The 13,654-nt window shown below is 59.5% G+C and carries 14 protein-coding genes; 3 read left to right on the top strand and 11 right to left on the bottom strand.

Annotated features, from left to right (window positions below; translation table 11 throughout):
* Positions 1 to 27 precede the first annotated feature (27 nt).
* The 4 genes from ACR0FC_RS17090 to ACR0FC_RS17075 all read right to left on the bottom strand — a co-directional run bounded on the left by ACR0FC_RS17090 (position 28) and on the right by ACR0FC_RS17075 (position 4,615).
* Positions 28 to 666: an acyl-homoserine-lactone synthase gene (locus ACR0FC_RS17090; protein WP_170342171.1), complete on the bottom strand. Its 639-nt coding sequence runs from the start codon at positions 664 to 666 to the stop codon at positions 28 to 30.
* 82 nt (positions 667 to 748) lie between these two features.
* Entirely contained in the window at positions 749 to 1,468 is a 720-nt protein-coding gene (locus ACR0FC_RS17085) for a helix-turn-helix transcriptional regulator (protein ID WP_170342173.1), read from the bottom strand.
* A 362-nt stretch (positions 1,469 to 1,830) separates the two neighbouring features.
* On the bottom strand, positions 1,831 to 3,117 hold the full coding sequence (gene ccrA, locus ACR0FC_RS17080) for a crotonyl-CoA carboxylase/reductase (RefSeq protein WP_093963466.1): 1,287 nt from the start codon (positions 3,115 to 3,117) through the stop codon (positions 1,831 to 1,833).
* A gap of 112 nt (positions 3,118 to 3,229) precedes the next feature.
* A complete protein-coding gene (locus tag ACR0FC_RS17075; protein WP_170342174.1) occupies positions 3,230 to 4,615 on the bottom strand; it encodes a 1-acyl-sn-glycerol-3-phosphate acyltransferase in 1,386 nt (461 codons plus the stop codon).
* 146 nt (positions 4,616 to 4,761) lie between these two features.
* On the opposite strand from ACR0FC_RS17075, the gene ACR0FC_RS17070 reads away from it, so the two are divergent.
* From ACR0FC_RS17070 to deoD, 3 genes are all read left to right on the top strand, one after another.
* Entirely contained in the window at positions 4,762 to 6,729 is a 1,968-nt protein-coding gene (locus ACR0FC_RS17070) for a protein meaA (RefSeq protein ID WP_170342176.1), read from the top strand.
* A gap of 114 nt (positions 6,730 to 6,843) precedes the next feature.
* Positions 6,844 to 7,161, top strand: a complete 318-nt coding sequence (locus ACR0FC_RS17065; RefSeq protein WP_170342178.1) for an H-NS histone family protein — start codon at positions 6,844 to 6,846, stop codon at positions 7,159 to 7,161.
* 17 nt (positions 7,162 to 7,178) lie between these two features.
* Positions 7,179 to 7,889, top strand: a complete 711-nt coding sequence (deoD, locus tag ACR0FC_RS17060) for a purine-nucleoside phosphorylase (protein WP_170342180.1) — start codon at positions 7,179 to 7,181, stop codon at positions 7,887 to 7,889.
* A 29-nt stretch (positions 7,890 to 7,918) separates the two neighbouring features.
* Here the strand turns inward: deoD and ACR0FC_RS17055 are convergent, their stop codons facing one another.
* The 7 genes from ACR0FC_RS17055 to ACR0FC_RS17025 all read right to left on the bottom strand — a co-directional run bounded on the left by ACR0FC_RS17055 (position 7,919) and on the right by ACR0FC_RS17025 (position 13,620).
* Positions 7,919 to 8,764: an urea carboxylase-associated family protein gene (locus ACR0FC_RS17055; RefSeq protein ID WP_170342181.1), complete on the bottom strand. Its 846-nt coding sequence runs from the start codon at positions 8,762 to 8,764 to the stop codon at positions 7,919 to 7,921.
* A 314-nt stretch (positions 8,765 to 9,078) separates the two neighbouring features.
* Positions 9,079 to 9,219: a hypothetical protein gene (locus tag ACR0FC_RS17050; RefSeq protein WP_170342184.1), complete on the bottom strand. Its 141-nt coding sequence runs from the start codon at positions 9,217 to 9,219 to the stop codon at positions 9,079 to 9,081.
* Positions 9,220 to 9,355: 136 nt separating this feature from the next.
* Entirely contained in the window at positions 9,356 to 10,135 is a 780-nt protein-coding gene (locus ACR0FC_RS17045) for a succinate dehydrogenase iron-sulfur subunit (RefSeq protein WP_093963473.1), read from the bottom strand.
* A gap of 12 nt (positions 10,136 to 10,147) precedes the next feature.
* Positions 10,148 to 11,953: a succinate dehydrogenase flavoprotein subunit gene (gene sdhA / locus ACR0FC_RS17040; protein WP_093963474.1), complete on the bottom strand. Its 1,806-nt coding sequence runs from the start codon at positions 11,951 to 11,953 to the stop codon at positions 10,148 to 10,150.
* A gap of 19 nt (positions 11,954 to 11,972) precedes the next feature.
* A complete protein-coding gene (gene sdhD / locus ACR0FC_RS17035; RefSeq protein ID WP_093963475.1) occupies positions 11,973 to 12,344 on the bottom strand; it encodes a succinate dehydrogenase, hydrophobic membrane anchor protein in 372 nt (123 codons plus the stop codon).
* Positions 12,345 to 12,355: 11 nt separating this feature from the next.
* Complete coding sequence (gene sdhC, locus ACR0FC_RS17030) at positions 12,356 to 12,742, bottom strand: succinate dehydrogenase, cytochrome b556 subunit (protein ID WP_170342185.1); 387 nt, start codon at positions 12,740 to 12,742, stop codon at positions 12,356 to 12,358.
* A gap of 215 nt (positions 12,743 to 12,957) precedes the next feature.
* Positions 12,958 to 13,620: a DUF1194 domain-containing protein gene (locus ACR0FC_RS17025; protein ID WP_170342187.1), complete on the bottom strand. Its 663-nt coding sequence runs from the start codon at positions 13,618 to 13,620 to the stop codon at positions 12,958 to 12,960.
* Positions 13,621 to 13,654: the final 34 nt, after the last annotated feature.

Genomic DNA, 13,654 nt, shown 5'->3' with positions numbered 1-13,654 from the left:
AACCTGCGCCAGATGCGGAATACAACGTCAGGCAGTCAGTGCGAACCGATGCCGCGCGGCGGACCCGAACGCCGTCTTGAACCACAATCGCGACAGCTCACGCGGAATGCCCGCCCGCTCGGCCACGCGGTTGCAATCGTCAGCGGAATAGGGCCAAAGACCGACCGAGATCTGGTCACGGCCCGCCCCCTCAGAGGCCAAGACCACCGGCGAGGAACCGATCAGCCGATAGATACGGATCATCCTTGCATCAAAGACCCCGGCGATGTGGGTAAGACCGAAGCCTTCCATGATCTCCCCCCCGCTCAGCATGATTGCCCCGGCCGTGTGTGGATGAGCGGTGCGGGACAGGCAGAACCGTGTCACTTCCCAGATCAGCGGGCCGCGGATTGGGCTGCCGCCCGTCAGATGCCCGAACACCTCGTTTATCATGACAGGGCCAGTCGTGGGCAATACCCGCATCGATCCGCCGTGACTGCCGTCCGGCTCTTCCCAGATGACATATAGCGGGTTCAGATCATCATACTGATCCCGTTCCTCTCCTTTGGAATTGACATGAACATCCCATCCAAGGCGGGTTTTGAATTGATCGGCGCGGTCGCGAAACATCCCCTCGGCCAATTTTGGATATTTTTGAAGCTCGTCAGCGTAAACATAACGCAGCATGACTTTTCCCCTTGTCGTCCAGTGCTGGAACGAAGGGGGTACAAAGTCGTGGTTAATTTCCCGTGTGGCCCTCGCGCGGGCCTTAAACCACTATTAATCCTCTGCTGAGGGCAGTGGCGATGGCATGGGTTGTATTCAGAGCACCCAGCTTGGACCGGGCGCTTTCTATATAGACACGCAATGTGTGCTCGGAAATAGACAGGGAGTGCGCGACCTGCGCCCGGCTGTAGCCCAAGGCCAGCAGCGTCATCGCGTCGATCTCGCGCGGAGAGAGGCCGCGCGCGGATTCAGGTCTTCGGTCCTGCTCGAAATCCAATGCTTTGCGGTTGAAGTAGTGGGCGAGCAGTATCAACTCGCGGCTGTAGGTCACGATGAAGGCACCCCAAGCCTCGTCGCTGCAACTGTGATTGACCGTAAAAAGCGCGAACTGGCCATTCGGCCCACGAATTGGGATCGAATAGCCCTGATTGCCGACACCATGATCCAAAGCATCCTGCAGAAAGGCTTTTGCGACCTTGCCGGACCAGTTCAGAGATTTCCAATTGACCGGATGAAACCGCTGGAAGCAGCCCAGGATTACGGGATCTATTCGGTGATAGTTGCGTTCACGGTATCGGTCGGCCCAGGCATCCGGATAGGTGGTGTAGCCATATTGATCGCCGGCGCCATCGACCCAGTGATAGACGATGTGATCGACCTTCAGTTTGTCCCTGATGCGGACAGCAACCGCACCCAGCTCGTCAAGCGTGCTGGTGTTTTCCAAATCCTCCAGGACCTGGCTCAAATCGAACTGTGTTCCCATTCGACGGCGCTTTTGCCTCATCGTTCAGGGACGCAATTTCGGCCGCGGCGATCAGCCTGGTGTCGTCAAGCTGCTCGGCCAGCGCGGTCAACCCATTCGCAACGGCGAAGGCGTTGAGGTCCGACAATACGTCCAGTATCCACTCATTTCGCGCCATCATGGTCTCTCCGAAACAGTTAACGAAGGGTTAACACAACCATAACATGTACGCTGTTTTCTTGCCTATTCACTGCTTTCTACTCCCCAAAAACAGCGGGTCCCGAATTTGCATGGCATTGAAAAACAATATCCCATCTTCTGAACGCAAAACGCCCGCGAACCGTCTGAACGATTCGCGGGCGCTTGCTTTCAAAGCGCGGTGATCAACCGCGGGCGTCCAGAACCTCTTCCAAGGTCCGCATGCCCGTACGCGGGGCCTGAACCAAGACAGACATGTTGCCGGGCTTGTGCTCGTTCCGCATCATTTTCATGTGCGCCTCGGGCAGTTCTTTCCAAGTGAACACTTCGGACATGCATGGATCGAGACGCCGCTCAAGCATCAGCCGGTTTGCAGCGGACGCCTGCTTGAGGTGCGCGAAATGCGAACCCTGCAGACGCTTCTGGTGCATCCACATGTACCGAACGTCAAAGGTCAGGTTGTAGCCGGTGGTCCCGGCGCAGATCACGACCATGCCGCCTTTTTTGACGACAAAGGTCGAGACCGGGAAGGTGCTCTCGCCGGGGTGTTCGAACACCATGTCGACGTTCACGCCCTTGCCCGTGATGTCCCAGATCGCCTTGCCGAACTTGCGGGCCTCTTTGAACCACTCGGCATATTCAGGCGTGTTTACCGTGGGCAACTGGCCCCAGCAGTTGAAGTCCTTGCGGTTGATGACGCCCTTGGCGCCCAGCCCCATGACGAAGTCGCGCTTGCTTTCGTCCGAGATCACGCCGATCGCGTTGGCGCCAGCCGTATTGATCAGCTGGATCGCATAAGAGCCCAGCCCCCCCGACGCGCCCCAAACCAGAACATTCTGGCCCGGTTTCAGGTCATGCGGTTCATGCCCGAACAGCATCCGATAGGCGGTGGCCAGCGTCAGCGTGTAGCAGGCGCTTTCCTCCCAGGTCAGGTGCTTGGGGCGCGGCATCAGCTGCTGTGCCTGCACGTTGGTGAATTGCGCAAACGACCCATCGGGCGTTTCATAGCCCCAGATGCGCTGGCTGGGCGAATACATCGGATCGCCGCCGTTGCACTCTTCATCGTCGCCATCGTCCTGGTTGCAGTGGATTACGACCTCGTCGCCGACCTTCCAGCGTTTCACCTTGTCGCCCACCGCCCAGACGATGCCCGAAGCATCCGATCCGGCAATGTGATACGGGGCCTGGTGACCATCGAAGGGGCTGATCGGCTTGCCGAGCGAGGCCCAGACGCCGTTGTAATTGACGCCTGCCGCCATCACCAGAACCAGCACTTCGTGGCTGTCCAGCTTGGGCACATCGACCACTTCCAACTGCATCGCAGTGTCGGGCTCACCGTGGCGCTCTTTGCGGATGGCCCATGCATACATCTGTTTGGGCACATATCCCATCGGAGGGATTTCACCCATCTCGTAGAGGTCTTTTTCCGGTGCCTCGTAGGACGCGATGCCGCCGTCGGTGTCCAAAGCCATTGTGGCCTCCTCTGTCAAACATGTTCGCCGCGACGCAGAATCGCGCGCTTCATAGGCTGAAATATTGGCCCACGAGTAATTTTGCAACCCATCTCGGATCATTATTGAAATTTTATGACCCAGCAACCGCAGAAATTTCTTTTGCAGCCGCAGAACCATCTGGGTCTTCGCCGATGGGTGCTGAGGCGGCATAGTACTTCATAAGATCTAGCCGCTCGACCGATGGCGACAGCATACCGTTGTTTCTGCTCAGTATTCGCCGTTCGACCAGTTGTTCGATCGCTGGCGAAATGGCCTTCAGGTCTTCGTCCGTCGCGCCTTCCCGCCGCATCAGTTTGGCGATCCGTGACTGAACGTCAGACTCGGAGATGGTGCCGTTTTCGCGAACGAGCCAGCATGCAACGGGCGCTGGAACCAAAGGAATCGCCTGGCCAATCCGGCGCATCAGCTCTCGAGCCAGGTCCGTCATCAGGTCGGGGCCAGCTTGTTCGCGGAACTCCTGCAGCGAAATGGGCAGGCCGTACCGAACCGAGGCAAGACCGAACCGTTTGTAACGCCCGATGATACGGCGCCATATCTGTTTCAGGCTCCACCTTGTAATCACGCCGATCCGCGCGCGGAACCGCCGTTCGCTGCCCAAGGCGGCGGCGGTCAGAATCGTATCCTCCAGCACCCGGTCATAGTTCAGCGCAACCGGTACGAACACGACGTCGCGACCATCGGGACTGGTGCCGTCGATGATGTATTTCAGCAGTCCCAGTTTGGGTCGTCCCAAAGACCCGGTGAGGCTCAGACCGCCCTCGGGGAACATCGCCTGAGTCACACCGGCATTGGTGGCCAGGCGCACATAGCTGGCCAGAACCTGCCGGTAGAGTTCGCTGCCGGACTTGCGCCGGATGAAATAGGCCCCCATCGCGCGGATCAACCGGCTGAGCGGCCAGACCCGTGCCCACTCGCCCACCGCATAGGACAGCGCCGACTGTTGCGCGGCCAAATAGGTCACCAGAACATAATCCATGTTGCTCCGGTGATTCATCACAAAGACCACGGTTGCTTTGGGATCGATCTCCTTCAATGCGGCCTCGTCCTCGTGGCTGAGGCGGACATTGTAGAACGCGTTGCTCAACCATCGAGCCAACCGAATGGCAAAGCTGAAATACATGAAGGCCGAAAACGACGGGACGATTTCCCGGGCGTAGCGCCGGGCCTGCTCGAACGCGACCGCTTCGGGGATTCCATGTTCTTCGGCGTGGTGCTGAACAGCCTGACCAACCTGCGGGTCATAGATCAGGCGTTGGATCATGTCATGACGCTCGGCCAGTTTGAACGGCTGGATCGGCCGTTGCAGGCGCTGGTTCAAGCGTTCAACAGCCCGTTCAAGCCGGCGGCGAAAGAACCAGCGCACCGACGGGAACAGGAAATGCGAAGCAAAAGTGACCGCGGCAAACACCACGATCAGAACAAACAGCCAAATCGGTAACTCAACGGTCTGCGTCATGCCCGCACAGTGCCATCAAACCGCCGCTGTCACAATCGGCAGCACGCCGTACATGCCGCAACGCAGCGAATTGACATGTGCTGAAAATTGCGCTTTAGAACCCATGAGAGAAATATTGTTACCCATTGACGCATGAGGCTCTGACCATGACGCAGACGCAGAAAGACCGCCCCTGGCTCATCCGAACCTATGCCGGTCATTCCACGGCCAAGGCCTCGAACGCGCTATACCGGTCCAACCTGGCCAAAGGGCAGACCGGCCTGTCGGTGGCTTTCGATCTGCCGACGCAGACCGGATACGACAGCGATCACACCCTGGCCCGGGGCGAGGTCGGCAAGGTCGGCGTGCCGGTCTGCCACCTGGGGGACATGCGCGTTCTGTTCGACCAGATCCCGCTGGAACAGATGAATACGTCGATGACCATCAACGCCACTGCCCCCTGGCTGCTGGCGCTGTATATCGCGGTGGCCGAGGAACAGGGGGCCGATGTGTCCAAGCTGCAGGGCACGGTGCAGAATGACCTGATCAAGGAATACCTGAGCCGCGGCACTTATGTCTGCCCGCCCAAACCCTCGCTCAAGATGATCGCGGATGTTGCCGAGTACTGTTATTCGAACGTACCGAAATGGAACCCGATGAACGTGTGTTCCTATCACCTGCAAGAGGCCGGCGCGACGCCCGAGCAGGAGCTCGCCTATGCGCTGGCCACCGCCATCGCGGTTCTGGACGAGCTGCGCCCCCGCGTTCCGGCCGAGGACTTTCCGGCGCTGTGCGGCCGCATCTCGTTCTTCGTGAATGCGGGCATCCGGTTTGTCACCGAAATGTGCAAAATGCGGGCCTTTGTCGACCTCTGGGATGAAATCCTGCAACAACGTTATGGGGTGGAAAACCCCAAGTTCCGCCGATTCCGCTATGGCGTTCAGGTCAACTCGCTGGGCCTGACCGAGCAGCAGCCCGAGAACAACGTCTATCGCATCCTGATCGAGATGCTAGCCGTGACCCTGTCGAAAAAGGCGCGTGCCCGGGCGGTGCAGCTGCCCGCCTGGAACGAGGCCTTGGGCCTGCCGCGCCCGTGGGACCAGCAATGGTCGATGCGAATGCAACAAATCCTGGCCTATGAGACAGACCTGCTGGAATATGACGACCTGTTCGACGGCAACCCGGTGGTCGATGCCAAAGTCGAGGAACTGAAGCAGGGCGCCCGGGCCGAGCTAGCCAATCTGGAGTCGATGGGCGGTGCGGTTGCGGCGATCGACTACATGAAATCGCGGCTGGTGGATTCCAACGCCGAGCGGCTCAACCGGATCGAGCGCAATGAGACCATCGTCGTCGGCGTGAACCGCTGGACCGAGGGTGAGCCCTCGCCGCTGCAGACCGAGGATGGCGGGATCATGGTCGTCGATCCGGCGGTCGAACAGGAACAGATCGATCGCCTGAACGTCTGGCGTGCCGCCCGCGATGACGCCGCCGTGGTCGCGGCGCTGGCCGATCTGCGCGCCGCCGCGCAATCGGGCGCCAACATCATGGAGCCCTCGATCGCCGCGGCCAAGGCCGGTGTCACCACCGGCGAATGGGCAGAAGAGATGCGCCGCGTCTTTGGCACCTATCGCGGCCCGACGGGCGTTTCGGGGTCGGTCTCGAACAAGACCGAAGGCTTGGACGACCTGCGGGCGGCGGTGGATGCGGTCAGCGACCGCCTGGGGCGTCGCCTGAAATTCCTGGTCGGCAAGCCGGGTCTGGACGGTCATTCCAACGGCGCCGAACAGATCGCCTTCCGCGCCCGCGATTGCGGCATGGACATCACCTATGACGGCATCCGCCTGACCCCCGACGAAATCGTCGCTTCGGCCATCGAGCAGCAAGCCCATGTGATTGGCCTGTCGATCCTGTCGGGCAGCCACCTGCCGCTGGTTCAAGAAGTGATGACACGCCTTCGAGAAGCAGGTCTGGGTGATATTCCAGTTGTCGTCGGAGGCATCATCCCGGACGAGGATGCGGATCGCCTCAGATCGATGGGTGTTGCCAAAGTCTATACGCCCAAGAATTTCGAGCTGAATGCCATTATGGGGGATATCGTTTTGCTGGCCGATCCAAAAACGCTGGCCGCGGAATAATCGCCCAGAATTAATTCCATTGCCCATTTCGTTTAAAGAATGGCCATTGATTGGGATTCTCCGTAACGTTGCCTGATGAGTAAAAAATGAATCAGGTGGGTACGGAGAACGACAATGGGCATAAATCTGGACAAGCTGTCGCGTAAGGAATTGCTTGAATTGCGCGATCAGGTCGATAAGGCGCTGGAAAACGCTGAGGCCAGAGAGCGTCAGGAAGCATTGATGGCCGCTGAAAAAGCAGCTGCCGCTTATGGGTTTTCCTTGTCCGACTTGGCATCTCAGCCCACTCGGTCCGGCAAGGGATCGAAAGCCAAAGCAAAATATCGCAATCCGGCCGATCCGGCGCAAACCTGGACGGGGCGTGGGCGTAAACCAAAATGGGTCCACGAAGCGCTGAAAGCCGGTGCAGATATTTCCGATCTGGAAATCTGAACGGGAAAAGTATCAAAATGACAATTCACATTGGCGCCGAAAAAGGTGAAATCGCCGAAACCGTGCTTTTGCCGGGTGATCCGTATCGTGCGAAATGGGCCGCCGAAACTTTTCTGAGCAATGTGCGGCAAGTCAACGATGTCCGCGGGATGCTGGGTTTCACCGGCGAATGGAAAGGAAACCCGGTCACCATTCAGGGCAGCGGAATGGGAATGCCGTCGCTGTCCATTTACGTAAATGAACTGATCCGGGACTACGGTGCAAAAACCCTGATCCGCATCGGGTCTTGCGGCGGCATGCAGGAAAACGTGAAGGTCCGGGATGTTATCCTGGCCATGACGTCAACGACGCTCAGCACCCCGTCCCGGGGCATCATGAAAGAGCTCAACTTTGCGCCTTGTGCAGATTGGGGCCTGCTGCAGGCTGCCGCCAAAGCAGCCGAGGCCAAGGGCACGGCAACCCATATCGGCGGCATCTACTCGTCTGACGTTTTCTATGACGAACGCCCCGACCTGAACGAACAGATGGTGCGTCACGGAATCCTGGGTGTCGAAATGGAGGCAGCCGAATTGTATATCCTGGCCGCGCGGCACAAATGCCGGGCCTTGGCGGTTCTGACCGTTTCCGATCACCTTCTGACCGGCGAGGCCCTGCCCTCGTCCGAGCGCCAGAGCAGCTTTGGTGACATGGTGGAAATTGCGCTGCAGGCCGCCTTCCCGAACGCCTGACACAAACCGGCCCGGGTCACCCCCGGGCCTCAGCGCCCATGCGTACGGTCATAGCCATTGGGCGCCGGACTTTGCCAGCCGCTCAGCGTGCCTTCGGCAGGTGCAAAAACCTCGACCAACAGCGGGTGACAGGCGGCCGTATCCGACGAGTGTTCGGACGAGCAATCCCCACCCGGACAGGCACTGAGGTTACCCAGAAGGTCGATTTCCGCGAAAAACTCCAAGTAGTCACCCGGTCGAACCGGTGAAGCCTTCATAAAATACTGCCCCGTATCGCGGGTAAAGCCGGTGCACATGAATACGTTCAACACGTCGTGCACCAAACGCTCGGCTACCGGAATCTCCAGACCAGTATGGTCAGCCAGCGCCCGGGTCAGGTTGGAGTGGCAGCAATGATGGTATTGAGTGCCCGACAGCAGGTTTCCGGTATAGGGATCGCAACGCGTTCCGATCACGTCATGCACCGACCCGCCGTATTGATCGATTCCATACCAGTCCAAGGTGTCCGCAACGATCGTGGCCATCGGGCGCAGAAAGGGAAAGCTGGACCATAGCCGCTTGCCGGTCGTGACATGGGTGCCATGCAATGCACGCGTCTTGCCCGAATAGAAACGTTCGTTCAGGTCGTGCAGGTTCCACAGGTTCAGGTCGCCGACCTGCGGGCCTTCGACCGAGGTGATCCGAAAGAAGTGTCCGGCCGGCGCCTCAAAGCAGCGGGCATCACGTGGCGGCACCAGAACTTCGGCTGTCTTTCGCGCGCTCTTTCGGGCGTCCAGCAGCAGGTCAAGGTCAACGCTGGGCAGGGTGTCATTTGGGTAGCAAATGACCGGAGCGATCCCGCGGCGGGCGGCGGCATCCGAAGGAGGATTTGGCATTCTGCATCTTTCCGCTGTTTTGCGCAGATTGACCCAGAATGACCTTTGGGAAAACCCCGTTTCCCTCAGGCAATAAGGCTTATTTCCGTTCGCACCGCGTGGGCTGCGTCTCGGAGACGGAAACCGCCCCGCAATACGCACAACTCCACGTGCCGGCATGCCTGTGCTGCCGCCACCGGCAGTCGCGGGTCAAAGAAGACGTGCGTGACCGCCAGACGAAATAGGCGAACACGCCGGCGCCGAGCAGAAGCAGAAGAACAGGCATTCCCCTGCTTCGCGCAATATGCGCCGGGACTCAAGACTTGGCGGCAAACTCAGGCCGCGTTGGCGTATTCAAACAGCTCCGGCTCTGCATCCTTTGCAGGCTTGACCGGCTCAGGCTCGTAGTAGGCCCAGGCTTGCTCAAGATATTCCAAGGCTTTGGCTGCGTTTGTTTTTTTGGATTCGTTCTTCATCGGAGTGATCCTGTTTCCAATCCGTCACTCCTCCCCGATACCGAACATAGCCTTGGCCAGGGCGGCCCACATCCAATGATTTCGCATGTGGGCCATGCACTTGCCGCAACGCGGCAAGCGCGTTGGTCGTCATCGGTCAAACTGCGCGTTCGACCATCATCTTCTTGATCTCGGCAATCGCCTTGGCCGGGTTTAGCCCCTTGGGGCAGGTCTTTGCACAGTTCATGATCGTATGGCACCGATACAGCTTGAACGGATCCTCAAGCTGATCCAGACGCTCGCCGGTGGCCTCGTCGCGGCTGTCGATGATCCAGCGATAGGCATGCAGCAGCGCGGCGGGGCCAAGGTACCGGTCGCCGTTCCACCAATAGCTGGGGCACGAGGTCGAGCAGCTGGCGCACATCACGCATTCATATAGGCCGTCCAGCTTTTTGCGGTCCTCGATCGACTGCCGCCACTCTTTAGCCGGCCGGTTGGTCTTGGTTTCCAGCCACGGCATGATCGAAGCGTGCTGCGCATAGAAATGGGTCAGATCCGGGATCAGGTCCTTGACCACCGGCATGTGCGGCAGTGGGTAGATCTTCACGTCGCCCTTGATCTCGTCCATGCCGTAGATGCAAGCCAACGTGTTGATCCCGTCGATGTTCATCGCGCAGGAGCCGCAGATCCCCTCGCGGCACGACCGGCGGAAGGTCAGGGTCGGGTCGACCTTGTTCTTGATGTAGATCAGCGCATCCAGAACCATCGGCCCGCAATCGTCCATGTCGACGAAGTAGGTGTCGACCCGAGGGTTCTGCCCGTCATCCGGATTCCAGCGATAGATCTGGAACTTACGCACGTTGCTCGCGCCTTCCGGCTTCGGCCAGGTCTTGCCCGTCGTAATCCGGGAATTCGTAGGGAGGGTCAGTTGGACCATGTGTTCCTCTCCTCAGAATGTCCGCGCCTTGGGCGCGATCTTTTCAAGGCTGATACCGCCTTCAGCCTCGGTGCTCAGCGGATCGACGATGACCGGGCGATAGCTGAGTTCGACCTTGTTCCCGTCAACCCGGGACACGGTGTGAACACGCCAGTTTTCGTCATCGCGCTCGGTGAAGTCTTCGTGTGCATGAGCGCCGCGGGATTCCTTCCGCGCTTCGGCGCCGACGATAGTGGCAAGCGCGTTGGGCATCAGGTTGGTCAGTTCCAGCGTCTCCATCAAGTCGCTGTTCCAGATCAGACTGCGATCCGTGACCTTGATATCCTCCATCTTGGCCGCGATTGCGGTCATCTTCTCGACCCCTTCGGCCAGGGTCTTGGCTGTCCGGAACACCGCAGCATCCGCCTGCATGGTTTTCTGCATCTCAAGCCGTAGATCGGCCGTCGGGATTGCACCGCTGGCATTGCGCACCGCATCGAACCGATCAAACGCCTTGTCGACCGAGGCCTGGTTCAGGACCGGGTTGGGCGTTTCGGGGTCGACGACCTTGCCCGCCCGGATCGCCGCGGCGCGGCCAAAGACCACGAGGTCGATCAACGAGTTCGACCCCAACCGGTTCGCTCCGTGAACCGACGCGCAACCGGCTTCGCCCACGGCCATCAGGCCGGGCACGACAGCGTTCGGATCGTCGGCGGTCGGGTTCAACACCTCGCCCCAATAGTTGGTCGGAATACCGCCCATGTTGTAGTGCACCGTCGGAAGAACCGGGATCGGTTCCTTGGTGACATCCACGCCGGCGAAGATCTTTGCGCTTTCCGAGATGCCCGGCAAACGCTCGTGCAGGGCTTCGGCCGGAAGATGGCTCAGGTTCAGGTGAATATGGTCGCCTTCGGGACCGACGCCGCGCCCTTCGCGGATTTCCATGGTCATCGAACGCGAGACATAGTCGCGCGGTGCTAGGTCCTTGTATTGGGGCGCGTAGCGCTCCATGAACCGTTCACCTTCCGAGTTGGTCAGATATCCGCCTTCGCCGCGGGCACCTTCGGTGATCAGGCAGCCCGAGCCGTAGATGCCGGTCGGGTGAAACTGCACGAACTCCATGTCCTGCAAGGCCAGGCCGGCACGGGCCACCATGCCGCCGCCGTCGCCGGTGCAGGTGTGGGCCGAGGTCGCGCTGAAATAGGCGCGGCCGTAACCACCAGTGGCCAACACCACCATCTTGGCATTGAAGACGTGCATGGTGCCGTCGTCCAGCTTCCAGCAGACAACGCCTTGGCACTGCCCGTCTTCGGACATGATCAGGTCGATGGCGAAATACTCGATGTAAAATTCCGCGTTGTTCTTCAGTGACTGCCCGTACAACGTGTGCAGGATCGCGTGACCGGTCCGGTCGGCAGCGGCACAGGTGCGCTGAACTGCGGGGCCCTCACCGAATTCGGTCGTGTGGCCACCAAAGGGACGTTGGTAGATCTTGCCTTCTTCGGTACGCGAAAACGGCACACCGTAATGCTCCAGCTCATAAACGGCCTTGGGTGCTTCGCGCGCAAGGTACTCCATCGCGTCTGTGTCACCCAGCCAGTCCGAGCCCTTGACGGTGTCATACATGTGCCACTGCCAATGGTCGGGGCCCATGTTCGACAGCGACGCCGCAATGCCACCCTGCGCCGCAACGGTGTGCGAGCGGGTCGGAAAAACCTTGGTTACGCAAGCGGTGCGCAGACCTTGTTCGGCCATGCCCAGCGTGGCACGCAGACCGGCCCCACCGGCGCCGACCACGACCACATCATATTCGTGCGTTTCGTATTCGTAAGCAGCCATTTCATTCAGCTCCGGGGTGTTAGAGGGCAATGCGGGCGACGGCGAAGATACCTGCCGCCGCGGCGCCATATGAGAGACACTTCACGAGAATGATCAGAACCTTTTCCATTGTGCCGTGCACATAGTCCTCGATCATCACCTGGGCACCATCAGCGAAATGCTTGAACCCGACGGCCAGCGTTAGGGCCGCCACGATCGCCGGGAATGGCCGCGAGTAATAGTCCAGCACCACGTCAAAGGGCTGTCCCAGCGTGGGGCCGAATGTGAAGACAAAAAGCGGGACAAGGATCAGCAGCGCAACCGAGCTGACCTTCATCGCCCAAAAATGTTCGGTGCCCGACTTGGCCGATCCCAAGCCTACAGCGCGTTTGCGGTCGGTAAGATAACGCATGTCAGCCTCCCTCAGGCAACGATCAACAGTGTCAGGAAAGTCAGTACGAAAGAGCCGATCACAACCGCCCAGCCCAACTTGTAGGCTGTCGGGATATCCAGTCCGATCGCGTTGTCCCAGATCAGGTGCCGGATGCCGGCAAGCGTGTGGTACCAAAGACCCCAAAGCGACAGTGCCATGACAAAGTCCCCGAGGAGCGACGTGATCACACTGTTGGCGCGATCAAAGGCTTCGGGCGACGTGGCTGCGGCCAGGAACCACCAGACGATCAACAGCGCGGCCACCAACATGGCGTTGCCGGTGATCCGGGTCAGGATGGAAGTGACAGAGGTCAACTGCGGACGATAGATCGACAGATGCGGCGATAGCGGGCGGTTCCCCCGATTGACATCGGCCATGGCGGCTCCTTTTGAGGTTGGCTACCGAAGTTTTTACTCCATTTTGCGACCCTGTCACGCGCTCCGCGCGTAAAAAAGATCAAATCACCTGCAATTTCGCCGATAATTCGGAAACGTGATCACACAAAATATTCTCGTGATCACAAAATGCATTCCAACGCTCCAATGTTAGCGTTTTCAAGGGTCAAGCAATGTGATCACGAATCTTTTCGCGCTCAGCGCATATCTGCAGTCTGCCGCGTGACTTCACGCAGAAGTTTTTTCCGGATCCGTTCGGGATAGTCCTTGAAACCGGCAGCCGATACGACGAAGGCCCCTTCGCCAACTATGACGTTTTCAAAGAAATAGGCCGTCAGGTCTGGTTCGCTCTCCTCGATCGCAATTGCGTTCACCGTGATCCCCTGACGGCGCAAAAGGTCTCGGATCTCGGTCGGCTCGACCCCTTCGTTCGAGACGCCGTCCCCGGAGATGTCGATCAGATGACGCTTGCACTCGGGCACCTCGAGAAAGCTGTTCACGGTCATTTCCAGCGCCTCACCGATCGCGGTCGAAAAGTTCCGCCAGACACGCGGATCGGCCGACACTTTTGCGGCAAACGCATCCAGTGCTTCGAACCCGTCAATTTTGGTCCAGGGGATGGTGATCCGCTGCCGCGAGGTCCCGGTCCATTGCACCAGCATCAACCGGGCCTGGCCGCGCACCAGCGCCTCGGACACGACCGGATCGCGCAGTCCGGCCGCCAGGCCATCCATCTGGATGCGGTATTCCGAACTGTCGACCGAGCCGGACACATCTACGGCCAGCGCCAGCGCCAGTTCGCAGGCCGACGCCGGGCGGGCAAGGCAGAGCGCGGCAGCAAGGATACGCAGAAAAGACATGAGCCGAACCTAGCACGGTTCGGCCCGGTCGGGA

The sequence above is a fragment of the Ruegeria sp. BB9 genome (assembly GCF_056539345.1).
This window is presented reverse-complemented; position numbering and strand designations above follow the sequence as displayed.

Coding starts and splice junctions, on each gene's coding strand:
- sdhA (WP_093963474.1), bottom strand. CDS start 11,953: ATGGCTGCTTACGAATACGAAACGCACGAATATGATGTGGTCGTGGTC.
- ACR0FC_RS17055 (WP_170342181.1), bottom strand. CDS start 8,764: ATGCCAAATCCTCCTTCGGATGCCGCCGCCCGCCGCGGGATCGCTCCG.
- ACR0FC_RS17050 (WP_170342184.1), bottom strand. CDS start 9,219: ATGAAGAACGAATCCAAAAAAACAAACGCAGCCAAAGCCTTGGAATAT.
- ACR0FC_RS17025 (WP_170342187.1), bottom strand. CDS start 13,620: ATGTCTTTTCTGCGTATCCTTGCTGCCGCGCTCTGCCTTGCCCGCCCG.
- sdhC (WP_170342185.1), bottom strand. CDS start 12,742: ATGGCCGATGTCAATCGGGGGAACCGCCCGCTATCGCCGCATCTGTCG.
- sdhD (WP_093963475.1), bottom strand. CDS start 12,344: ATGCGTTATCTTACCGACCGCAAACGCGCTGTAGGCTTGGGATCGGCC.
- ACR0FC_RS17045 (WP_093963473.1), bottom strand. CDS start 10,135: ATGGTCCAACTGACCCTCCCTACGAATTCCCGGATTACGACGGGCAAG.
- deoD (WP_170342180.1), top strand. CDS start 7,179: ATGACAATTCACATTGGCGCCGAAAAAGGTGAAATCGCCGAAACCGTG.
- ACR0FC_RS17090 (WP_170342171.1), bottom strand. CDS start 666: ATGCTGCGTTATGTTTACGCTGACGAGCTTCAAAAATATCCAAAATTG.
- ACR0FC_RS17070 (WP_170342176.1), top strand. CDS start 4,762: ATGACGCAGACGCAGAAAGACCGCCCCTGGCTCATCCGAACCTATGCC.
- ACR0FC_RS17075 (WP_170342174.1), bottom strand. CDS start 4,615: ATGACGCAGACCGTTGAGTTACCGATTTGGCTGTTTGTTCTGATCGTG.
- ccrA (WP_093963466.1), bottom strand. CDS start 3,117: ATGGCTTTGGACACCGACGGCGGCATCGCGTCCTACGAGGCACCGGAA.
- ACR0FC_RS17085 (WP_170342173.1), bottom strand. CDS start 1,468: ATGGGAACACAGTTCGATTTGAGCCAGGTCCTGGAGGATTTGGAAAAC.
- ACR0FC_RS17065 (WP_170342178.1), top strand. CDS start 6,844: ATGGGCATAAATCTGGACAAGCTGTCGCGTAAGGAATTGCTTGAATTG.